Below are 20304 nucleotides of genomic sequence, written 5' to 3'. Positions count from 1 at the left end.
ACACGAAGCAGCTTCATTTTTAAGGAGGTTCCCCCTATATATGAAATTAATTGCGATTGATTTAGACGGTACATTACTGAATAAAGAGAGCGTCATTTCTGCTGAAAACAGAGCGGCGATCAAGCGGGCCGTTGATGCCGGCATCCTCGTCACCATTTGCACGGGAAGGGCAACATTTGATGTAAAAGCGCTGCTGGAAGACTTGGATATCCCTATCATTGCGGCTAATGGCGGAACGATCCACGACACGGGTTACCGTTTGATCAGCCGGACATTAATGGATCAGGAGGCCGGTAAAGCGATCGCTGATTACTTACTGTCAAAAAACATTTACTTTGAGGTATATACAGATAACCATCTGCTTTCTCCTTTTGACGGCGAAGCTAAGCTGCATGCGGAGCTTGATATTCTAAAGAGCGCAAATCCAAACGAGAAGACGGATGAATTGTGGCAAGGAGCCATGACTCAGTTTAAGCAGTTTGGCATTAAACCAATCCCTCATATCGAATCGGTTTTTGACGGTAGTGAAAACATTTATAAGCTTCTTTGCTTCTCCTTTGATATGGACAAGCTGAAACAAGCGAAGGAAGAACTGAAGCATCATAAAAAACTGGCGCAAACCTCTTCTGGAAAACACATTATCGAAATCTTGCCAGCCTCCTCAGGAAAAGGACGCGCGCTGACAGAGCTGGCTGAAAAATACGGAATTGAAACACAGGATATCTATGCGATCGGCGACAGTCCGAACGATTTTTCCATGTTTGAAGTCGCCGGACACCGTATCGCCATGGAAAATGCGATCGATGAATTAAAAGAAAAAAGCACCTTTGTCACAAAAAGCAATGACGAAAATGGTGTGGCCTACTTTATAGACCAGCTTCTTTCCGGCCAATATGCATAAAGAAAAGACTCCAGAGATTCTGGAGTCTTTGTCTTTTATTGCACCCGTATACTTCCCGCATATTTATCTTTCCAATATGTGCTCGTGTTCATATTGGTGATGGTCACACCGTTTGATAATGTGACATGAACAACTTGTCCATTTCCGATATAGATGGCCGGATTTAGGCTTGTTGATTGGAAGAACACAATGTCTCCCGGTTTCAGGTCCGCCTTCTCAATCTTAGTTCCGGCTTTGAACTGGCTTGTTGCGTACCGAGGCAGGGAAATACCAGCTGCTTTCTGATATACATACTGGACAAATCCAGCTGTATCAAATCCTGTCTCTGGAGACACTCCGCCCTGTTTGTAAGGGACTTCTCCGATATAAAGTGTTGCCTCAGACACAATCGGATTTTCTTTCGGGATTGTCAGGTTGTCAAATCGGCGAATGCCTGTCATCTTCGATTTCCAGTAATCCTCTGACAAGTAAGAAATGGTTACTTTTTCTGACCGGCTTGCCTGAATAAACCTTCCTCCGCCTGCATAAATCCCTGCATGTGAAATTCCCGATTTATACGTATTGCTGAAATAGACAACATCACCAGGCTTTATGTTCTGAGGCGCCACCTTCTCACCCACTGCCCACTGCTGTTCGGCTGATCGCGGCAGATAAATGCCGAGTGCCTGTTGAAACACATATTGCACAAGCCCTGAGCAATCAAAGCCCTCTGACGGTGTGCTTCCGCCAAACACATATGGAATGCCGATATACTTTTCGGCCTCCTGAACGACAGGAACATCAGCGGTTGCCGGATCGACTGCGATTCGTCTCGCCCCAATATAAGACCCGCTCCAATAGCTGCTTTTTGCGTAATTGGTAATGATAACCCCTTTTGATTGCGTACTGTGAATCATTTGGCCGTCTCCGATGTAAAGTGCGTCATGTGTCGGAGTTGTCCCGCTGCTTCCCTCTTTCTTGAAAAACAAAATATCGCCCGGCTTCAGGTCTTCGGGCTTTATGGCCGTTCCGACTTTATACTGGTCGTTCACAGATCTCGGCAGATGAATATCAGCCTTACTGAAAACATATTGAATCAATCCCGAAGGATCGAATCCCTCTTTCGGCGTTTCACCGCCGTATTTATACTGATACCCAAGCAGTTTTTTTGCTTCGCTGACGATCAATTCAGATGATGTATCAGCCTCCGCAATCTCCGCTTTTGTCATAATTGGAACCAAAAAACAAATGATAACCGCCACAAGCAAAAACTTCTTCCAGTTTGCCAGTGTCTTCACTTTTATTATCTCCTCCTCTATTTGCAGTTTTAACATCGGTATTTTTTTGAATATGTTAAGAGCCTTTTTGATATTTTTACAGAATGAATGTGCTGGGCAAATAAAAAGAGAATGTCTCATCAGACACTCTCTTTTTGAATTATTTATTAGCGTTTGCCGGTTCTTCCTGCTGTTGGATTTTATGCATTTCCGTATCAATCTTCTGCTTTTCCTGATCTGTCAGCTGATCATTGAATTTAAAAGCTGACATAAACATGAACACGATAGCTACGGCAACAAACGGCCAGATGGCTTTGACAAATTTCATCTTTATCACTCCGATTATTTAGATTTTAGTTTGTCGCTATGATCAACATCAAACGTCAGTTTTCCGTCTTCTACTTTCCATGCGAAGTTAGAATCTTTCGTGAGTTCGCGAATAATCGTTTTTTGTTTAAGGCTTCCTTTTTTCACCGGTGCAGGCGTCGCTTCGTGGATGTCAATCGGCGTCACTTCAAAGCGGCCTATTCCGTTTTTCTTCAGGTGATACTGAACCAGTGCACTGTCTCTCGTTCTTGTCCAGCCTTGGTCAAAGACAAAGTTACCGAGGCTGTAGAAAATGACGGTTCCGTTATATACTTCAATCGGTTCTAAGACGTGCGGGTGATGGCCGACAATGATATCAGCACCAGCATCAGACATGGCTCTTGCAAGCTGACGCTGACGGTCGTTTGGATCATTGTCATATTCTTGTCCCCAGTGTGACTGCACAACGACGATGTCCGCATGTTTTTTCGCCTCTGAAATCATAGGGATGAAGATTTCAGGATCTGCAGGCAGAACGCCCGGCGTATTCTTTTTAGCCGCGAAACCTTTTCCAGACACATCGGTAAAGCCGAGCGTCGCGATGGTTACCCCATTGACTTCCTGGTACGAAATATTCTTTTTCGCATCACTTAAGCTGTATCCTGCTCCAACGATATCAAGGTTTTGCTTCGCAAACTCTCCAAGAGTATCTTTCATGCCTTGAACGCCGTAATCCATTGCGTGGTTGTTTGCGCTGTTGAGAACCGTGAAGTTCATATCCTTCAAGACTTTCACTGATTCCTTATTCGTCTGTAGATGAATCTCTTTATCTGCTTGTTTATAATTCTTTTGATAGGTTACCGGGTTTTCAAAGTTTCCGGCTACATAATCAGAGGCTTTAAAGATCGGTTCAACATACTGAAAAATACTGTCTGCCCCTTTTTGCTCCGTTACTTTTTCAACATAACGCCCCATCATAATATCTCCGACAAATGAGGCTGAGAGAACGTCGTCAGAATACGTTTTGACCTTCGGCGTTTCTGCTTTTCCCGCCCACATAAAAGCGAACATGAGGACAAAAACGATCGGAATGGCAATAAATACGTGCTTATTGGTTTTCTTTTTTTGCTGTTTTGTCAGCTTCAGCAGCTTTTCATGAAAGCTCAGTTCTTTTTTCATCGTTTGACACACCTTACATTAAATTAAGTAGTAAACAAACATGATAGCAAAGGTCGCTCCGCTCAATAGCAGCGTGCTTCCGAACGTAATGGTTAAACCTTGTTTCTGAATGGTATTGGCAATTAAACCTGGCACGATGATGCCGATTCCTCGAAATTCTGCGATTTCAAATGGTACAATCGGGTATAGAAAATCAAACGCGATTTTCAGGACGATCCCTGTTATCAGCATGGCAGCAAATTTTCTACGTCCGTACAAAATCATAAATTTGGATAAACCATATTTCACAATGACATAAGTGAGCAAGCTCACTAGCAAAACGAGTAAAATAAAGACCGGCTGATTAAACACAAGTCCTAAATATCCCGGTACAACCAGTCCTGCCGGCACGATCCCTGTTTTTTCTGCAAAAATCAAACTAAGTAGTACACCTAAAATTAGTGCGATGTATAAATCTGATCCGAACATGTCTGCATTTCCTCCTAGCTTACGAGCTGCTTAACCTTGTATTCGTGGATTTTTTCAATTAAAGGCTCTGCGGCACCATGAATATTGCCGACGCCATATATGACACGGTTGTGCATTCTTTTCTTTAACAATTCCATAATTTCTTCTGTTGACTTGTACTCTAGATCATGCAGTTTGTCTGCAGGAATTTTGCCTTCTTCATAGGCTTTTACGATCGGTTCTGTTGTTTCACCGATTAAGATCAGTTCACTTGCTTCAATATAAGGCAATACGTCATTTGCGAATTGCTGTGTCCGATCCACACGGTCTGCGCGGCAGTTCATGATGATGATTGGATCATCGGTCGGGTAACCGATTTCTTTTACACGTTTCCATATATTCAAAGTAGAAGAAGCGTCGTTTGCGGCAAACCCATTAACAAAGTGCCCAGGCTCGCTCGGACTGATCAGCGGAAGAATTCTCATTGCTCCCGGATCTGGCGGCGCATTCAGCATTCCTTTAAACGCTGTTTCTTCATCAATGCCGAGTGCTTGAGCCACACCCAGTGCGAGAGAAGCGTTATCAGGGAATACCATATATTCAAATTTACGAAGATATTCATCAGTAATTTTCGAGTTATCAGCAATGATGACTTTTGTGTTTCGCTCTTTGGCTTTTTGTTTAAAGAACTCAGTATATTCACTATCAGTAATGACAAGATGGCCATTATAAGGAATAGTAGCCGTAAACGCTTCTGCAATTTCATCAAGCGTCGGCCCCATAACATCCATATGGTCTTCTAAAACGTTAACAATAACACCGATATTGGCTTGCAGAAGTTCTTCCTGAAAGATGATTTGATAATCCGGATTAACAGCCATGCATTCACTGACGATAGCGTTAGCTCCTCTTTCTACTGTTTCTTTCATCACTTCTTTTTGCTCTCCGATATTCGGCCCTTGAGGTTTCCGTTTAATCGGCTTTTCCTCCGGTGTGTCCCAGTAGATCATTCTTGCATCTGTCCCTGTTGTTTTTCCAACAGTTTTGTAACCGGCTTCTATTAATATTCCGGTTGTCAGCCTTGTCACAGTCGATTTTCCTCGGATGCCGTTAATATTCACTCGCACAGGGAGGGCATCAATGTTTTTCTGATGTCGTCGTTTTTCTAATATTCCGATGACCAGTATGACAGCACAGGCTATAATGAGTAACCACATTGCTTTTCGACATCTCCTTCTATATTGTTGTAAATTCATTCATCAGTATATAGAATCACTATGAATTCTCAATCGGCATTATGTAACATAATCTTCCCTAATCCACTAAGCCAAACTTCTCTTTTGAAAGAGATTTTGTACCTACAAACTGTTTTCTATTTTTGGAAAACAGCAGGACTTACACCTCATCTCTTTTTTTAAAAAGCAAAAGGAATGCGCTTACATTTCTCCCCTGATATCCTTCTGGACGTATAGTCACACCTTGGTGTTTGCATTTAATATGCATTTCAAATCAATCTTTTTTACAGCCCGTGATATCAAGCTTTTCCTGCTACCATGCGTGTTTCCGGTTCTTATGAACACAAAATATTTTTTCCTGTTTCTTAAGAACAAGGTCATAATGTCATCCTTTCTGCATGGAAGTGGAAAAATTAGTCCCATTCCAAAATGACTAATGGGGCTATCTATGAAAACGCTAAACATACGGGTCCGAATTCTCTAACATAATTAAACATTTTCTGGGCTGATAGTCTTTTCCGTTTCTCCTCATTTACAGGTCTAAACGCATGACTTTGAAACAATTTTAATAAAACTTAATATTTGTTCAAGAAATCTTCATCCAGAAATGTGAAGACTTTGTCAAAAAAAGAGTGAAAACCTTAAATTTCTCAATTATATATACAATTTACAATAGATTTCTTTCGATATTTTTATTGCCAACTTCGGATTGCTCATGATAATCTATCTATGTAAACGGTTACATAAACAAGGAGGAGCTGTTTTGGCTACAATTAAAGATGTCGCCGGAGCGGCGGGCGTTTCAGTTGCGACGGTTTCCCGCGTCCTGAATGACAACGGCTATGTACACGAAGAAACGCGAACGCGTGTCATAGCGGCGATGGAGAAGCTGAACTATTACCCGAATGAAGTTGCCAGATCTCTTTATAAGAGAGAATCCCGGCTGATCGGGCTTTTGCTCCCGGATATCACAAACCCTTTCTTCCCCCAGCTTGCCCGCGGTGCGGAGGATGAATTGAACCGGGAAGGCTATCGCCTTATTTTTGGCAACAGTGACGAGGAATTAAAAAAAGAACTTGAGTACCTTCAAACCTTTAAGCAAAATCATGTCGCAGGCATTATTGCCGCAACGAATTACCCGGATCTTGAGGAATACAGCGGCATGAATCACCCAGTCGTTTTTCTGGACAGAACACCTGAAGGCGCTCCTTCTGTATCCAGTGACGGCTATACAGGAGGAAAATTAGCCGCCGAAGCCATCATTTACGGAAAAAGCCGACTCATCACGCTCTTGAGAGGCCCCGCTCACCTGCCGACCGCTCAAGACCGCTTTAACGGCGCTTTGGAGATCTTACAGCAGGCTGAAGCTGATTTTCAGGTCATCGAGACGGCTTCATTTTCTTTTGAGGATGCGCAATCGATGGCGAAGGAGCTGTTTGCCGCTTATCCTGAGACAGACGGTGTGATAACGAGTAATGATATTCAAGCCGCTGCAGTTTTACATGAAGCATTGCGGCTCGGAAGAAACGTGCCGGAGGACATTCAAATTATCGGCTATGATGACATTCCGCAAAGTGAGCTGCTGTTCCCTCCCCTGTCTACAATTAAACAGCCCGCATATGACATGGGCAAAGAAGCGGCCAAACTGCTTTTGCGTATCATCAAAAAACAGCCGCTGACAGAAACGGCGATTCAAATGCCTGTCACCTATATAAGAAGAAAGACGACAAGAAAGGAAGATCATGATGCGTAATATTTGTGTAATTGGAAGCTGTTCGATGGATTTAGTGGTTACCTCGGACAAACGCCCAAAGGCCGGAGAAACGGTACTTGGCACGTCGTTTCAGACGGTGCCGGGTGGTAAAGGAGCAAATCAGGCCGTTGCTGCTGCCAGACTTGGCGCCCACGTGTTTATGGTCGGGAAGGTCGGAGATGATCATTATGGAACAGCCATTTTGGATAATTTAAAAGCAAACGGCGTGCGCACCGACTATATGGAACCGGTTACACATAAAAAAAGCGGAACCGCCCACATTGTGCTTGCTGAAGGTGATAACAGTATCGTCGTTGTCAAAGGTGCGAACGATGATGTCACTCCATCATATGCGATAGACGCGCTTGATCAGATCGAAAAGGTCGATATGGTCCTGATTCAGCAGGAAATTCCGGAAGAAACGGTTGATGAGGTGTGCAGATACTGCCATTCTCACGATATTCCGATCATGCTCAACCCGGCACCGGCCCGCCCGCTGAAACAGGAAACAATTGATCATGCCACCTATCTCACGCCAAATGAACACGAGGCGTCGATCTTATTCCCTGGTCTTACCGTTTCTGAAGCCTTGGCTCTTCATCCAGCGAAGCTCTTTATTACGGAAGGAAAACAAGGCGTCCGCTATTCAGCCGGCAACAAAGAGCGCCTCATCCCGTCCTTCCCCGTAAAGCCCGTTGATACAACCGGAGCCGGTGATACGTTTAACGCAGCCTTAGCCGTGGCTCTGGCTGAGGGGAAAGACATTGAAGCCGCATTGCGGTTTGCCAATCGTGCTGCTTCCCTTTCTGTCTGTTCCTTCGGCGCTCAAGGCGGAATGCCGACTAGAAAAGAAGTAGAGGAGCTGCTGTCATGAAAAAACACGGTATACTGAACAGCCATCTTGCCAAGCTTTTAGCCGACCTTGGCCACACTGATAAAATTGTCATCGCAGATGCAGGGCTGCCGGTTCCAGACGGCGTTTTGAAAATTGATCTTTCACTGAAGCCGGGTCTTCCGGCTTTCCAAGATACAGCGGCAGTGCTCGCGGACGAGATGGTCGTCGAAAAAGTCATTGCTGCAGCTGAAATAAAAGTATCTAATCAGGAGAATGCGAGATTTCTAGAGAACCTTTTTTCTGAACAGGAGATAGAATACCTTTCTCACGAGGAGTTTAAGCTGCTGACAAAAGAAGCAAAAGCCATTATAAGAACAGGTGAATTCACACCGTATGCCAACTGCATCCTGCAGGCGGGTGTGCTTTTCTAGAAAGGAGGATGGGACATGCAGATTGACATGAAAGACATTCATAAAGCATTCGGAAAAAACCAAGTGCTGTCAGGCGTTTCCTTTCAGCTCGTGCCTGGCGAGGTTCACGCATTAATGGGAGAAAACGGCGCCGGCAAGTCCACTCTTATGAACATCCTGACAGGCCTGCATAAATCGGATAAAGGGCAAATCCGCATAAACGGAAACGAAACGTACTTTTCCAATCCGAAAGAAGCAGAACAGCATGGAATAGCCTTTATCCATCAGGAATTGAATATCTGGCCGGAAATGACCGTTCTTGAGAATCTATTTATCGGGAAAGAGATATCCTCCAAGCTGGGCGTTTTACAAACAAGAAAAATGAAAGCGCTGGCAAAAGAGCAATTTAACAAACTGTCTGTCTCTCTTTCTCTTGAGCAAGAAGCCGGCGAGTGTTCCGTCGGGCAGCAGCAAATGATTGAAATTGCAAAAGCGCTCATGACAAATGCTGAGGTGATCATTATGGATGAGCCTACCGCTGCTTTGACGGAACGGGAAATCAGCAAGCTCTTTGAGGTCATTACAGCGTTAAAAAAGAACGGCGTATCCATTGTATACATTTCTCATCGCATGGAAGAAATCTTTGCGATTTGCGACAGAATCACCATCATGCGTGACGGAAAAACGGTAGATACAACAAACATCTCAGAAACCAATTTTGATGAAGTTGTCAAAAAAATGGTCGGACGCGAGCTGACTGAACGATATCCGAAACGCACTCCTTCTCTCGGCGACAAAATATTCGAGGTGAAAAACGCCTCCGTCAAAGGACGTTTTGAAGATGTCAGCTTTTCCATTCGTTCCGGTGAAATCGTCGGTGTCTCCGGATTGATGGGAGCCGGCCGGACAGAAATCATGAGAGCGCTGTTCGGCGTTGACAGGCTGGACTCGGGTGAGATATGGATCGCTGGAAAAAAGACAGCCATTAAGAACCCGCAGGATGCGGTGAAAAAAGGGCTCGGCTTTATTACAGAGAACCGCAAAGATGAAGGGCTGCTGCTCGACACCTCGATTCGCGAGAATATTGCGCTGCCCAATCTGTCCAGTTTTTCTCCAAAGGGCCTCATTGATCACAAGCGGGAAGCTGAATTTGTCGATCTTTTAATTAAACGCCTGACCATCAAAACGGCATCGCCGGAAACGCACGCACGCCATTTATCAGGAGGCAACCAGCAAAAAGTGGTGATTGCCAAGTGGATCGGAATCGGACCAAAAGTGCTTATCTTGGATGAGCCAACCAGAGGTGTGGATGTTGGCGCGAAACGGGAGATTTATTCGCTGATGAATGAGCTGACTGAGCGCGGTGTCGCCATCATTATGGTGTCATCAGAGCTTCCGGAAATTCTCGGGATGAGCGATCGCATTATCGTTGTCCATGAAGGCAGAATCAGCGGAGAAATCGATGCGCAGGAAGCAACTCAAGAACGAATTATGACACTTGCCACAGGAGGGCGGTAATATGAAAACGGAACAACTGCAAACAGAACAAAAACGGATTCACTTCGACGGAGTCATGCAAAAACTCGGCCCGTTTCTCGGTTTATTTATTCTCGTTATCATTGTATCTATTTTAAATCCCAGCTTTCTTGAACCGCTGAATATTTTAAACCTGCTTCGTCAGGTAGCCATTAACGGATTAATCGCGTTCGGCATGACCTTTGTGATTTTAACAGGCGGCATTGATCTTTCTGTCGGCGCTATTCTTGCTCTGTCCAGCGCTTTAGTTGCGGGGATGATTGTATCTGGTGTCGATCCGGTTCTCGCGATCATCCTCGGCTGTATCATTGGTGCCGTACTCGGGATGATCAACGGACTATTGATCACAAAAGGAAAAATGGCGCCCTTTATCGCTACGCTTGCGACCATGACTGTATTTCGCGGACTGACGCTTGTGTATACAGACGGAAATCCGATTACCGGACTTGGCACAAACTATGCTTTTCAGCTGTTCGGACGCGGTTACTTTTTAGGCATTCCTGTACCGGCGATTACGATGGTTCTTGCCTTTGTCATCCTTTGGGTGCTTCTTCATAAAACACCGTTCGGCCGCCGAACGTACGCAATCGGAGGCAATGAAAAAGCCGCGCTCATTTCAGGCATTAAAGTGACGCGCGTAAAAGTGATGATCTATTCTTTAGCCGGGCTTTTATCCGCTCTCGCCGGCGCGATATTGACTTCCCGCCTGCATTCAGCCCAGCCGACTGCCGGGGAATCGTACGAACTGGATGCTATCGCGGCGGTCGTCTTAGGCGGAACAAGTCTTTCCGGCGGCCGCGGTCGCATTATCGGTACGTTAATCGGGGTGCTGATCATCGGCACACTTAATAACGGGCTCAACCTGCTTGGCGTCTCATCGTTTTATCAGCTGGTTGTCAAAGGGATTGTCATCTTAATTGCGGTATTATTAGACCGCAAGAAGTCAGCATAGGAGGGTTTTTTACATGAAAAAGGCTGTATCCGTCATTTTAACGTTATCATTGTTTTTATTAACTGCCTGTTCGCTTGAGCCCCCCCAATGGGCAAAGCCGACAAATTCGGGTAACAAAAAGGAATTCACCATCGGCTTGTCCGTCTCAACGCTTAATAATCCCTTTTTTGTCTCATTAAAAAAGGGCATCGTAAAAGAAGCTAAAAAACGGGGAATGAAAGTCATCATTGTCGATGCACAAAATGATTCATCGAAACAGACGAGTGATGTGGAAGACTTAATTCAGCAAGGTGTCGATGCATTGTTAATCAACCCGACTGATTCTTCGGCGATCTCAACGGCAGTAGAATCTGCAAACACAGTCGGTGTGCCCGTCGTAACAATCGATCGTTCCGCCGAACAAGGAAAAGTTGAAACGCTCGTTGCTTCCGATAATGTAAAAGGCGGCGAAATGGCCGCAGAATTCATTGCTGACAAACTTGGAAAAGGAGCAAAGGTGGCAGAGCTCGAAGGCGTGCCCGGCGCATCTGCCACACGAGAACGCGGCTCAGGATTTCATAACATCGCAGATCAAGAGCTCGAAGTTGTCACAAAGCAATCAGCCGACTTTGACCGCACCAAAGGCCTGACTGTCATGGAAAACCTGCTGCAGGGACATCCGGATATCCAAGCTGTTTTTGCTCACAATGATGAAATGGCGCTCGGTGCTCTTGAGGCAATTAACAGCTCGGGAAAAGATATTTTAGTGATCGGTTTTGACGGCAATAAAGATGCGCTCGCTTCCATTAAAGACGGAAAGCTCTCAGCCACCGTCGCTCAGCAGCCTGAATTGATCGGTAAACTGGCTACAGAAGCAGCAGACGATATTTTGCACGGAAAAAAAGTGAAAAAAACAATATCTGCGCCTCTCAAACTAGAAACAAAAAAATAATTGCCACGGATCAGATTTTTATCTGATCCTTTTTAATGTTTAGGAATCTGTGAAAACGTGAATAGGGATATAGAGTGAATTATTTCTCTTACGTGAGGAGAGGAACGAAATGAACAAAACAACAAAAATACTATCAACTTTAGCACTTGCAGCTGGGATGACTGCGGCTTCTGCAGGGGGCGCAAGCACGATCCATGCACAACAGCCAGAAACAACGGTAAGCATTGATGATTTATACAGTTATCCGATTGATTCTTATTTGGTGTCAGCAGAGGCGCTAAATGTCAGAACGAAAGCTTCCGCATCAAGTCAGAAAGCCGATACGCTGTACTTGGGCGACAGCTTAAAACTGATTTCCTTTTCAAACGCTGACTGGGCAAAGGTTCATTATAAAAACGGCAAAACAGGCTTTGTCTCCACTCATTACATTGTAAAAGCAGCTACAACAGTAAAAACCAAAACAAAAACGAAAGTATATACATCCGCTGAAGGAAAAAGCATCAAGACTCTTCCAGCAGACACTAGCGTTTCTTTTTTAGGCTGGAGTAAAACGAAAAAAGGCGGTTTTGATTTTGATTGGGTATTCGTTGATTACGGCGGTGCGACAGGCTATATGAAAACAAAGGACTTACACATGACAAAATAACTGAGAGGGATTCCGTAATTATGCGGAATCCCTTTTATTATGAATTGATTTGTCATATTCTCTAGATATTTCTCAGGAAATATTGTCGTATGCTGTGTCGAAACCTTACATGATCATCGACATTTTTGTTCACGCTAAAAAGTGGAGGTGTAAATATGGATCAATTTGAAACAGCATATGAATCGTATAAAGCCCGGCAAACAACTGCCGATCAGAAAGATGTTCCATCTGGAAAAGAAGAAATTATTGCGGTCAGAAGAAATGAGGAAGACAATATTATCGCAGTAAAAACGAACACAGGAAGAGAGCTCGACTATCCCACTGCGCTGTCAGAAGCAAAAGCGGGAAAACTCGCTCATGTTGATGTCTTCCATAAATACGGGCGTGACACTTTGCGAAGTGAACCGGACGGCTTAAAGGAAAATAACCTGTCTGAGCTTCCGGACTTTTAATCATAAAAAAGCCCTGCCGCATGCCGGACAGGGCTTTCTTTTAAGCGAAAGGCTTCTGGATGTATTCAGCTAAACGTTTTGCACTGAGAGAAATATCCTCTGCAGTTGCATAATTCACGCCGTAGAATACATATGGGGGCAGGTATTTCATGCCGATCAGATTGCTCGTGGCCTGAAATGGTTTCAAAAGCTCACTGATTGAGTAATGATTTGCTCCGCCTGCTTGATATTTTTCTGCTTCGCTCCCTGTTGATACAGCCAGCATCAGCTCCTTGCCATGCAAGGCGTTTCCTTGTGAACCAAAGGCCCAGCCGAAGGTCAGCACAAGATCCTGCCATTTTTTTAAGAGCGGCGGAGAGCTGTACCAATAAAACGGAAATTGGAAGACAATCCGGTCGTATTGCTCGCACAGTTGCTGTTCCTTCGCAACATCTATCGCTTCATCCGGGTACTCCTTATAAAGCTCCCGTACTGTGATATTGTCATGATGACTCAATTCCTCTGCCCATGCCTTATTCACAACTGAGGTTTCCATATGAGGATGAACTGCCAAAACCAATATTTTCATCAGACCACACCTTTACCCTTTTGACGTTATTTTATCTAAAATCAGGAAAAGAGCCAAATAAAAAGAAAGCCCCTCACAAAGGGGCTTTCTTTTTTTCTTTATTCAGGGCTTCCTTCAGTTGTTTCAATATCTTTAGCAAAGTCAGGGTTATCCAGATTCGCATTAAAGAAATCCGCTGTATTCGGAAGTCTGAGATTCATGTTCATTTTTTGAGAAATCGTAACCGTGCAATCCTCAAGCACATAGTCAAAAACGTGTCCGCCTGAATTGCGTCCTTCGTCAATGAAGTGCAGGTGATAGCCAGAAACGGCGATTCCGTTTGCATAAGCTGGTGTTAAGAAGCCTACGATCGTTCCTCTCACGTTGTCGAAGTTAAAAATCGGCTGTGTTTTAACCGCTTCAACCATTGGCACGTAAGGTTTTTCTTGCAGTTCTACCGTTCTTGTCTGCACTTTTTTAAACAATCCGTCAATGCGGATAGCGTAAAATAAGTTTTTGCTTGGCAGAATGCTGTTGATCTCTTTTTCAAACTCTTCACGTGTCATTTTCGCATCAATTTTGTGCGTCATGTCCGGTGTAAAGAATGTAAATGAACAGAACGGAGAACGGTCCCCGTTTTGGACCGGTGTCGCAGTTCCATCTGAACGGAGACGGTAAAATTCACCGTCAAACCCAATCAGCTCTCCGTCAAGCTTGTTAAAGGTTCCGATCCCGAAGTCTCCGTATTTCGGGATCTCTGACAGTTCAAAATCGCCGTCATATACCCCGTCTAATAGAGAAGTCATTGTTGATACTTGATAAATCTGGCTCACAGGCTGATCTTTTTGCCCGCGGCTGAGCACTTGAATGTTGCTTTCGCGTTTCATAATTCCCTTCACTCCTTTTTGTTTAGTGCTGTTCATCAAACAGTGTCGTGATGCGCAGAGTGCTAGAGAGCTTTCGTTTTCATGAGTTCCCCGAATTCTTTCGGAAGCTTGTCACTTGCTAAATTAATGTTATCACTGTAGTCAACCGGGACATCAATGATAACAGGACCCTCAGTGTTCATACCTTGACGCAGAACATCTGCCAGCTGGTCTGGTGATTCAACGCGCAAGCCAGTTGCTCCGAAGCTTTCCGCATATTTCACGATATCGATATTTCCGAAATCGACCGCAGATGTACGATTATATTTTTTCAATTGCTGGAATGCAACCATGTCATATGTGCTGTCGTTCCATACAATGTGTACAATTGGTGCTTTTAAGCGGACTGCTGTCTCTAATTCCATTGCTGAGAATAAGAAACCGCCGTCACCAGAGACTGAAACCACTTTTTCTCCCGGTTTCACCAATGAAGCGCCGATTGCCCAAGGAAGTGCAACGCCGAGTGTTTGCATACCGTTACTGATCATTAATGTTAACGGCTCGTAGCTGCGGAAATAACGTGACATCCAAATCGCGTGTGAACCGATATCGCAAGTCACTGTAACATGATCATCGACTGCGTTTCGCAATTCTTTTACGATTTCAAGAGGATGCACTCTGTCTGATTTCCAGTCTGCAGGCACCTGCTCACCCTCATGCATATATTGTTTTAAATCAGAAAGGATCTTCTGCTCACGTTCCGCAAAGTCTACTTTCACAGCATCGTGTTCGATATGATTGATCGTAGATGGAATATCACCGATCAATTCAAGCTCCGGCTGGTAAGCATGATCAATGTCAGCCAGAATCTCGTCTAAATGAATGATCGTCCGGTCTCCATTGACATTCCAGAATTTCGGATCGTATTCAATTGGGTCATAGCCGATTGTCAGAACAACATCAGCCTGCTCAAGCAGCAGATCGCCAGGCTGGTTACGGAATAAACCGATCCGGCCAAAATACTGATCCTCTAAATCTCTCGTAAGTGTACCGGCAGCTTGATATGTTTCAACGAATGGAAGCTGAACTTTTTTCAATAGCTTGCGAACTGCTTTAATCGCTTCCGGTCTTCCGCCCTTCATGCCGACTAAAACGACAGGAAGTTTCGCTGTTTGGATTTTTGCAATGGCCGCACTGATTGCGTCATCTGCTGCGGGACCAAGTTTTGGCGCTGCGACAGCACGTACGTTTTTTGTGTTTGTGACTTCATTCACAACATCTTGCGGAAAGCTCACAAAAGCGGCCCCAGCCTGCCCTGCTGACGCTATCCTAAATGCATTTGTAACTGCTTCCGGTATATTTTTCACATCTTGAACTTCTACACTGTATTTTGTAATCGGCTGGAATAGTGCCGCATTATCCAAAGATTGATGTGTCCGTTTTAAACGATCTGCACGGATCACGTTCCCAGCAAGCGCAACGACAGGGTCACCTTCAGTGTTTGCTGTCAGCAGTCCTGTTGCCAAGTTAGAAGCACCTGGTCCTGATGTGACTAACACGACTCCCGGTTTTCCAGTTAAACGGCCGACTGCTTGCGCCATAAATGCTGCATTTTGTTCATGCCGGGCAACGATAATTTCAGGCCCTTTATCTTGTAAAGCGTCAAATACTGCATCAATTTTTGCACCTGGAATGCCAAATACATGTGTGACACCTTGCTCCGCTAAGCAATCAACAACAAGCTCCGCCCCTCTGCTTTTCACAAGGGATTTTTGTTCTTTTGTTGCTTTTGTCAACACCCTCACTCCTTATTATGCATTTTAAACATAAAATTTTAAATATTTCTTGTGATACGTTTCACTATACACTCTTTGGAAATTGACCTCCAATATCGATTCGCCTTATGATTAATATGTATTACGAATTATTAACCTATGGAAAGGAATGCATATTGAATGGAGCTTCGCCATCTTCAATACTTTATCGCAGTAGCCGAAGAGCTTCATTTCGGAAAAGCTGCGCGGCGGCTGAACATGACACAGCCTCCTCTCAGCCAGCAGATCAAACAGCTGGAAGAAGAAGTCGGGGTGACGCTTCTGAAAAGGACAAAACGATTTGTCGAGCTTACGGCGGCTGGTGAAATCTTTTTAAATCACTGCCGATCAGCTTTGATGCAAATTGGTCAAGGAATTGAACTTGCCCAACGGACGGCTCGCGGCGAACATGGCCATCTCGTTATTGGTTTTGTCGGATCAGCTACATATGAATTTCTGCCGCCGATCATCCGGGAATACCGTAAAAAATTCCCTTCTGTGAAAATTGAACTGAAAGAAATCGCTTCTTATCGGCAGCAGGAGGAATTGCTCAAGGGAAATATCGATATCGGCATTCTCCATCCGCCGTTAGAGCATCCCGAGCTGCAAATTGAGACAACCCAGAGCAGTCCATGCATCCTCGCATTGCCGAAGCAGCATCCGCTTGCATTAAAAGAATCAATTGACATTACAGATTTGGAAAATGAACCGATCATTACCCTTTCCAAAGAAGCGTGGCCTACGCTATATACCGACTTTATTCAGCTCTGTGAAGACGCAGGTTTTGTGCCGAATATCGTTCAAGAAGCGACAGAATATCAAATGGTGATCGGGCTGGTGACAGCAGGCATCGGCATTACCATTGTCCCATCCTCTGCCAGACGGCTGTTTAACCTTGATGTCACGTATCGCAGCGTGGATCATTTTCAACTCAAAGCAGAATGGATCATCGCATATCGAAAAGACAGCCAAAACCCTGTACTGAGGCAATTTGTGGATATATCCAAATCGTTAAATGAACGGAAATAAAAAAAGGCGCTCCGTTCTCCGGAATCCGCCCGTTTATCGTCAGGATAAAAGATCAAGCTCACTTTTGAGGTAATCAGCTCTTTTTATAATATACTCGCAAATCACATCCGGCTCACGGTCAAAACGCTCAATATCATTCTTTTTATATGGGTCCATCAGGACAAACGGCCTAATCTGCTCATATATCGCCATTATTTTCGGTTTCATATATTCTATTGTAAAAAGAGATTGGAGCGTTTTCTCTAACAGTTGCTTGTAGGACTTGCGAAAATCGGGTTCATCCAAAATCCGGGCGGTTAGTGTATTAAATCCTTGAATTCTTACATAATCGGCAGCCATCCGCTCTCCATGGATATCCCTGCCCCAAGTCGCATCATAATCCCAAGGAATCACCTCAAATAATCCGGTTTCACTGCTTCTGTACAACGAGTAGTTGTGGACAAACCCGTCATAGTTTGAGGTGAATACAATGCCGGCGAGCCAGCGCAAATACTTATCGACATCCACATGCTTTGTCACTTCTGATTTAAACTGGGCTTTAGGGACAGTATTAATTTTAAAAATCATATCCTGTAAATAAAAATCGTCTTCCTCAGTCCCTGTCTTCTTTTCATATCCAAGCTCAAGCGACGTCTTCGTTTCCCTTTCCAAATCGCTCATCAGAGAGAAATTAGCATCATCATCAACCGCGTAAAAAACCGCCCCGTCCGCCAGCTTCCTTTTCGCTAAATAAAATTCATCGACGGATTCAAGTTCAAGATAAACCCCTTCATTCTTCCCATTCACTTTTAAAAACACAAACTCCGCCTTTGGAGACAGCGTCCCAAGCTCTGAGAAAAAATCCAGTGACAACTTGTTTCTCATCATGGAAGGATCTTTATATTCTGCATTCAGGTGAACCTCGCGGGCGCCGCGGAATGTTTTTGGCTGATAAAAGGAAATATGGTATGACTTCTTTTTGAAGTCTCTAATATGTGATCCCCGGTAAGCAATATCAATATCCAGCCTTTTTTGATTTACCTTCATGACAGCCGGCACCGGATCATCGTCCCATATATCTTTTTTTAATTCACGCAAATCTTTTGGATGAACAAACAGCTGATAAAGCGGCAAATTGGATTGATTCTTCATCCATATTCCCCCTCACAAATTTAGGCTTTTATTTTTGTGTGATCTCAGCGGAACACTTATACACTTTTTAAAACTGCGCGTACTATGTGGGTAGTAAGGATCTTCATCCTTAACATCATTTTCAAAAGGAGGATTTCAAATTGGGCCACTATTCCCATTCTGACATCAAAGAAGCGGTGAAATCCGCAAAAAAAGAAGGTTTAAAAGATTATTTATACCAAGAGCCTCATGGAAAAAAACGCAGCCATAAAAAGTCGCACCGCTCTCACAAAAAATCTCGCAGCCATAAAAAATCATACTGCTCTCACAAAAAATCTCGCAGCTACAAAAAATCATACTGCTCTCACAAAAAATCTCGCAGCTACAAAAAATCATATTGCTCTCACAAGAAATCTCGCAGCTACAAAAAATCGTACTGCTCTCACAAGAAATCTCGCAGCTACAAAAAATCATATTGCTCTCACAAGAAATCTCGCAGCTACAAAAAATCATACTGTTCTCACAAAAAATCTCGCAGCTACAAAAAATCTTACCGTTCTTACAAAAAATCTCGCAGCTACAAAAAGTCATACTGTTCTCACAAGAAAAAATCTCGCAGCTATAAGAAATCATGCCGCACACACAAAAAATCATATTGCTCCCATAAGAAAAAATCCCATAAGAAATACTACAAAAAACCGCATCACCACCATTACTACAAAAAAGAGGATGATTATCACAGCAAAAAAGAATTCTGGAAAGACGGCAATTGCTGGGTAGTCAAAAAGAAATACAAATAATCTAAGATTTCATTTTCAATAGGCTGCCGGCGGACGTACGGAAGCCTATTTTTACATTTCCCCTGTATTAGATATATGTCATGACATAACATATGCAACCCACATCATTTGGTTTCCTTGAAACCATTTCGTTATAATCAAGGTATCCTACGATAAAGGCGGTTGTTGCTATGTACATATTTCAAGCGGATCAGCTTAGTGCCAAAGACACATACAAGCTATTGTCGGGTGCTGTCATCCCCCGTCCCATTGCATTTGTAACCACCCTTTCTTCAAGCGGAGCGGTAAATGCAGCGCCTTTCAGTTTTTATAACGTTGTCAGCTCAGATCCTCCGCTTCTCAGTGTTTCTGTTAACAGGGCTGGAGGACGCCAAAAAGATACAGCCCGAAACGCAGTGGAGAACGGAGAATTTGTCGTTCATGTCAGTGATGAAGCCATCATTGAAGACATCAATGAAACGGCGGCAAGCTTAGATCCGGACGAAAGCGAGCTCACACGCACCTCGCTTCATCCCGTCGAAAGCAAAGCTGTTTCAGTTCCCGGCATTAAAGAAGCACGCATCCGCTTTGAATGCACATTAGAGCGGCATATGACGTTCGACAATGATCAAGGCGTTACTACAGCAGATCTGCTTATCGGGAGAGTCGTCTGCTTCCACCTTGATGAAAAGGTGTATGATGCAGAAAAAGGCTATGTTTTGACAGATGAATTAAAGCCTGCTTCAAGATTGGCGGGAAATCACTATGCGAAGCTCGGCGAAGAATTTACGCTGGTTCGTCCAAGCTAAACAGAAGGACTATTTAAATAGAAGAAACTAGTCTAAAAGACCTTGCAATCACAAAAAAGCAGGAAGAAAAATATAGTTAAAAAACACCCGGAGAAAACTCCGGGTGTTCTTTTATGAAACATTTTTCCTTTTCCACCCGTATATAAGATAGATAGGAGGGGTATATATGACAGGCACTCATTTTTTGATTGTGTTACTGGTTGCAGCTTTAATCAATACTACTTTTTATATCTATGCCAGAAAAAAACTAGGCATCCCTAAACCGCCTTGGTGGTATAAACCTGTAAATAGCACACAAGGGCTGCTGGAAATCATCATGCTCATTTTATTAGGTTTTTCTGTTTTATGCTTTCCTCCAGAGATTATGCTTATTTTCTTTCTATTCCTGACGAGTTGTTTTCGTACATTTATGGAATGGAAATATAAGCGTGAAGAAAAACAATATATACACTATTTATTTGGCGCAGTCCTCTTTCTAGTCGTTTTTATTTATATGTGTATTTTCTTCTGA

The 20304-nt window shown here is 43.8% G+C and carries 22 protein-coding genes; 13 read left to right on the top strand and 9 right to left on the bottom strand.

The window, feature by feature from the left end:
* The first annotated feature begins 40 nt into the window (after nt 1–40).
* Entirely contained in the window at nt 41–901 is an 861-nt protein-coding gene (gene ywtE, locus AC0DBE_RS18895; RefSeq protein WP_472963317.1) for a 5-amino-6-(5-phospho-D-ribitylamino)uracil phosphatase YwtE, read from the top strand.
* A 35-nt stretch (nt 902–936) separates the two neighbouring features.
* On the opposite strand, the gene pgdS is transcribed toward ywtE, so the two are convergent.
* The 5 genes from pgdS to pgsB form a co-directional block, all read right to left on the bottom strand.
* Nucleotides 937–2178, bottom strand: a complete 1242-nt coding sequence (pgdS, locus tag AC0DBE_RS18890; RefSeq protein ID WP_014115404.1) for a gamma-DL-glutamyl hydrolase — start codon at nt 2176–2178, stop codon at nt 937–939.
* A gap of 139 nt (nt 2179–2317) precedes the next feature.
* Nucleotides 2318–2485, bottom strand: a complete 168-nt coding sequence (gene edmS, locus AC0DBE_RS18885; RefSeq protein WP_014115405.1) for an extrachromosomal elements maintenance protein EdmS — start codon at nt 2483–2485, stop codon at nt 2318–2320.
* 14 nt (nt 2486–2499) lie between these two features.
* Complete coding sequence (gene pgsA, locus AC0DBE_RS18880; protein WP_014115406.1) at nt 2500–3642, bottom strand: capsular polyglutamate synthetase PgsA; 1143 nt, start codon at nt 3640–3642, stop codon at nt 2500–2502.
* Nucleotides 3643–3660: 18 nt separating this feature from the next.
* Nucleotides 3661–4110 (bottom strand): poly-gamma-glutamate biosynthesis protein PgsC, encoded by a 450-nt coding sequence (gene pgsC, locus AC0DBE_RS18875; RefSeq protein WP_003227889.1) that lies wholly within the window; start codon nt 4108–4110, stop codon nt 3661–3663.
* Between the two features lie 14 nt (nt 4111–4124).
* Nucleotides 4125–5306 carry a poly-gamma-glutamate synthase PgsB gene (gene pgsB / locus AC0DBE_RS18870; protein ID WP_003219593.1) on the bottom strand — a complete coding sequence of 394 codons (1182 nt, stop codon included), beginning with the start codon at nt 5304–5306 and terminating at the stop codon, nt 4125–4127.
* Between the two features lie 781 nt (nt 5307–6087).
* Between pgsB and AC0DBE_RS18865 the strand changes: the two genes are divergently transcribed.
* From AC0DBE_RS18865 to AC0DBE_RS18830, 8 genes are all read left to right on the top strand, one after another.
* Nucleotides 6088–7077, top strand: a complete 990-nt coding sequence (locus tag AC0DBE_RS18865; RefSeq protein WP_472963312.1) for a LacI family DNA-binding transcriptional regulator — start codon at nt 6088–6090, stop codon at nt 7075–7077.
* Nucleotides 7070–7951: a ribokinase gene (gene rbsK / locus AC0DBE_RS18860; protein ID WP_472963310.1), complete on the top strand. Its 882-nt coding sequence runs from the start codon at nt 7070–7072 to the stop codon at nt 7949–7951. The genes AC0DBE_RS18865 and rbsK overlap by 8 nt, the downstream gene beginning before the upstream one ends.
* Nucleotides 7948–8343, top strand: a complete 396-nt coding sequence (gene rbsD, locus AC0DBE_RS18855) for a D-ribose pyranase (protein ID WP_268393153.1) — start codon at nt 7948–7950, stop codon at nt 8341–8343. Before rbsK ends, rbsD begins: the two co-directional genes overlap by 4 nt.
* Nucleotides 8344–8358: 15 nt before the next feature.
* Nucleotides 8359–9840, top strand: coding sequence for a ribose ABC transporter ATP-binding protein RbsA (gene rbsA / locus AC0DBE_RS18850; protein ID WP_087987264.1), 1482 nt, complete (start codon nt 8359–8361; stop codon nt 9838–9840).
* A gap of 1 nt (nt 9841) precedes the next feature.
* Complete coding sequence (rbsC, locus tag AC0DBE_RS18845) at nt 9842–10810, top strand: ribose ABC transporter permease RbsC (protein ID WP_014115411.1); 969 nt, start codon at nt 9842–9844, stop codon at nt 10808–10810.
* Nucleotides 10811–10823: 13 nt separating this feature from the next.
* Nucleotides 10824–11741, top strand: coding sequence for a ribose ABC transporter substrate-binding protein RbsB (gene rbsB, locus AC0DBE_RS18840; RefSeq protein WP_472963307.1), 918 nt, complete (start codon nt 10824–10826; stop codon nt 11739–11741).
* Nucleotides 11742–11850: 109 nt separating this feature from the next.
* Complete coding sequence (locus AC0DBE_RS18835; RefSeq protein WP_061186444.1) at nt 11851–12387, top strand: SH3 domain-containing protein; 537 nt, start codon at nt 11851–11853, stop codon at nt 12385–12387.
* A 155-nt stretch (nt 12388–12542) separates the two neighbouring features.
* A complete protein-coding gene (locus AC0DBE_RS18830; protein ID WP_472963305.1) occupies nt 12543–12839 on the top strand; it encodes a DUF3892 domain-containing protein in 297 nt (98 codons plus the stop codon).
* A gap of 40 nt (nt 12840–12879) precedes the next feature.
* Here AC0DBE_RS18830 and AC0DBE_RS18825 read toward each other — a convergent pair whose 3' ends face one another.
* From AC0DBE_RS18825 to alsS, 3 genes are all read right to left on the bottom strand, one after another.
* Nucleotides 12880–13407, bottom strand: coding sequence for an NAD(P)H-dependent oxidoreductase (locus tag AC0DBE_RS18825; RefSeq protein WP_014115415.1), 528 nt, complete (start codon nt 13405–13407; stop codon nt 12880–12882).
* A gap of 98 nt (nt 13408–13505) precedes the next feature.
* Nucleotides 13506–14273, bottom strand: a complete 768-nt coding sequence (budA, locus tag AC0DBE_RS18820; RefSeq protein ID WP_003235587.1) for an acetolactate decarboxylase — start codon at nt 14271–14273, stop codon at nt 13506–13508.
* A 62-nt stretch (nt 14274–14335) separates the two neighbouring features.
* Nucleotides 14336–16048 carry an acetolactate synthase AlsS gene (gene alsS / locus AC0DBE_RS18815; protein ID WP_072565381.1) on the bottom strand — a complete coding sequence of 571 codons (1713 nt, stop codon included), beginning with the start codon at nt 16046–16048 and terminating at the stop codon, nt 14336–14338.
* A 159-nt stretch (nt 16049–16207) separates the two neighbouring features.
* Here alsS and alsR point away from each other — a divergent pair, with 159 nt between their 5' ends.
* Complete coding sequence (alsR, locus tag AC0DBE_RS18810) at nt 16208–17095, top strand: acetoin biosynthesis transcriptional regulator AlsR (RefSeq protein WP_014115417.1); 888 nt, start codon at nt 16208–16210, stop codon at nt 17093–17095.
* 39 nt (nt 17096–17134) lie between these two features.
* Here alsR and cotH read toward each other — a convergent pair whose 3' ends face one another.
* Nucleotides 17135–18226, bottom strand: a complete 1092-nt coding sequence (gene cotH, locus AC0DBE_RS18805; RefSeq protein WP_014115418.1) for a spore coat protein CotH — start codon at nt 18224–18226, stop codon at nt 17135–17137.
* 140 nt (nt 18227–18366) lie between these two features.
* On the opposite strand from cotH, the gene cotG reads away from it, so the two are divergent.
* The 3 genes from cotG to AC0DBE_RS18790 all read left to right on the top strand — a co-directional run bounded on the left by cotG (nt 18367) and on the right by AC0DBE_RS18790 (nt 20304).
* Complete coding sequence (cotG, locus tag AC0DBE_RS18800; RefSeq protein WP_472963301.1) at nt 18367–19005, top strand: spore coat protein CotG; 639 nt, start codon at nt 18367–18369, stop codon at nt 19003–19005.
* 170 nt (nt 19006–19175) lie between these two features.
* Nucleotides 19176–19793, top strand: a complete 618-nt coding sequence (locus AC0DBE_RS18795) for a flavin reductase family protein (protein ID WP_014115420.1) — start codon at nt 19176–19178, stop codon at nt 19791–19793.
* 166 nt (nt 19794–19959) lie between these two features.
* Nucleotides 19960–20304, top strand: coding sequence for a DUF4181 domain-containing protein (locus AC0DBE_RS18790; protein ID WP_072181889.1), 345 nt, complete (start codon nt 19960–19962; stop codon nt 20302–20304).

Source organism: Bacillus sp. VA15 (assembly GCF_055721145.1).
This window is presented reverse-complemented; position numbering and strand designations above follow the sequence as displayed.

What these genes read in the sequence shown, in the direction of transcription:
- ywtE (WP_472963317.1), top strand. Translation starts at nt 41, where the DNA reads ATGAAATTAATTGCGATTGATTTAGACGGTACATTACTGAATAAAGAG.
- edmS (WP_014115405.1), bottom strand. Translation starts at nt 2,485, where the DNA reads ATGAAATTTGTCAAAGCCATCTGGCCGTTTGTTGCCGTAGCTATCGTG.
- pgsA (WP_014115406.1), bottom strand. Translation starts at nt 3,642, where the DNA reads ATGAAAAAAGAACTGAGCTTTCATGAAAAGCTGCTGAAGCTGACAAAA.
- pgsC (WP_003227889.1), bottom strand. Translation starts at nt 4,110, where the DNA reads ATGTTCGGATCAGATTTATACATCGCACTAATTTTAGGTGTACTACTT.
- pgsB (WP_003219593.1), bottom strand. Translation starts at nt 5,306, where the DNA reads ATGTGGTTACTCATTATAGCCTGTGCTGTCATACTGGTCATCGGAATA.
- rbsK (WP_472963310.1), top strand. Translation starts at nt 7,070, where the DNA reads ATGCGTAATATTTGTGTAATTGGAAGCTGTTCGATGGATTTAGTGGTT.
- rbsD (WP_268393153.1), top strand. Translation starts at nt 7,948, where the DNA reads ATGAAAAAACACGGTATACTGAACAGCCATCTTGCCAAGCTTTTAGCC.
- rbsA (WP_087987264.1), top strand. Translation starts at nt 8,359, where the DNA reads ATGCAGATTGACATGAAAGACATTCATAAAGCATTCGGAAAAAACCAA.
- rbsC (WP_014115411.1), top strand. Translation starts at nt 9,842, where the DNA reads ATGAAAACGGAACAACTGCAAACAGAACAAAAACGGATTCACTTCGAC.
- rbsB (WP_472963307.1), top strand. Translation starts at nt 10,824, where the DNA reads ATGAAAAAGGCTGTATCCGTCATTTTAACGTTATCATTGTTTTTATTA.
- AC0DBE_RS18835 (WP_061186444.1), top strand. Translation starts at nt 11,851, where the DNA reads ATGAACAAAACAACAAAAATACTATCAACTTTAGCACTTGCAGCTGGG.
- AC0DBE_RS18830 (WP_472963305.1), top strand. Translation starts at nt 12,543, where the DNA reads ATGGATCAATTTGAAACAGCATATGAATCGTATAAAGCCCGGCAAACA.
- AC0DBE_RS18825 (WP_014115415.1), bottom strand. Translation starts at nt 13,407, where the DNA reads ATGAAAATATTGGTTTTGGCAGTTCATCCTCATATGGAAACCTCAGTT.
- budA (WP_003235587.1), bottom strand. Translation starts at nt 14,273, where the DNA reads ATGAAACGCGAAAGCAACATTCAAGTGCTCAGCCGCGGGCAAAAAGAT.
- alsR (WP_014115417.1), top strand. Translation starts at nt 16,208, where the DNA reads ATGGAGCTTCGCCATCTTCAATACTTTATCGCAGTAGCCGAAGAGCTT.
- cotH (WP_014115418.1), bottom strand. Translation starts at nt 18,226, where the DNA reads ATGAAGAATCAATCCAATTTGCCGCTTTATCAGCTGTTTGTTCATCCA.
- AC0DBE_RS18795 (WP_014115420.1), top strand. Translation starts at nt 19,176, where the DNA reads ATGTACATATTTCAAGCGGATCAGCTTAGTGCCAAAGACACATACAAG.
- AC0DBE_RS18790 (WP_072181889.1), top strand. Translation starts at nt 19,960, where the DNA reads ATGACAGGCACTCATTTTTTGATTGTGTTACTGGTTGCAGCTTTAATC.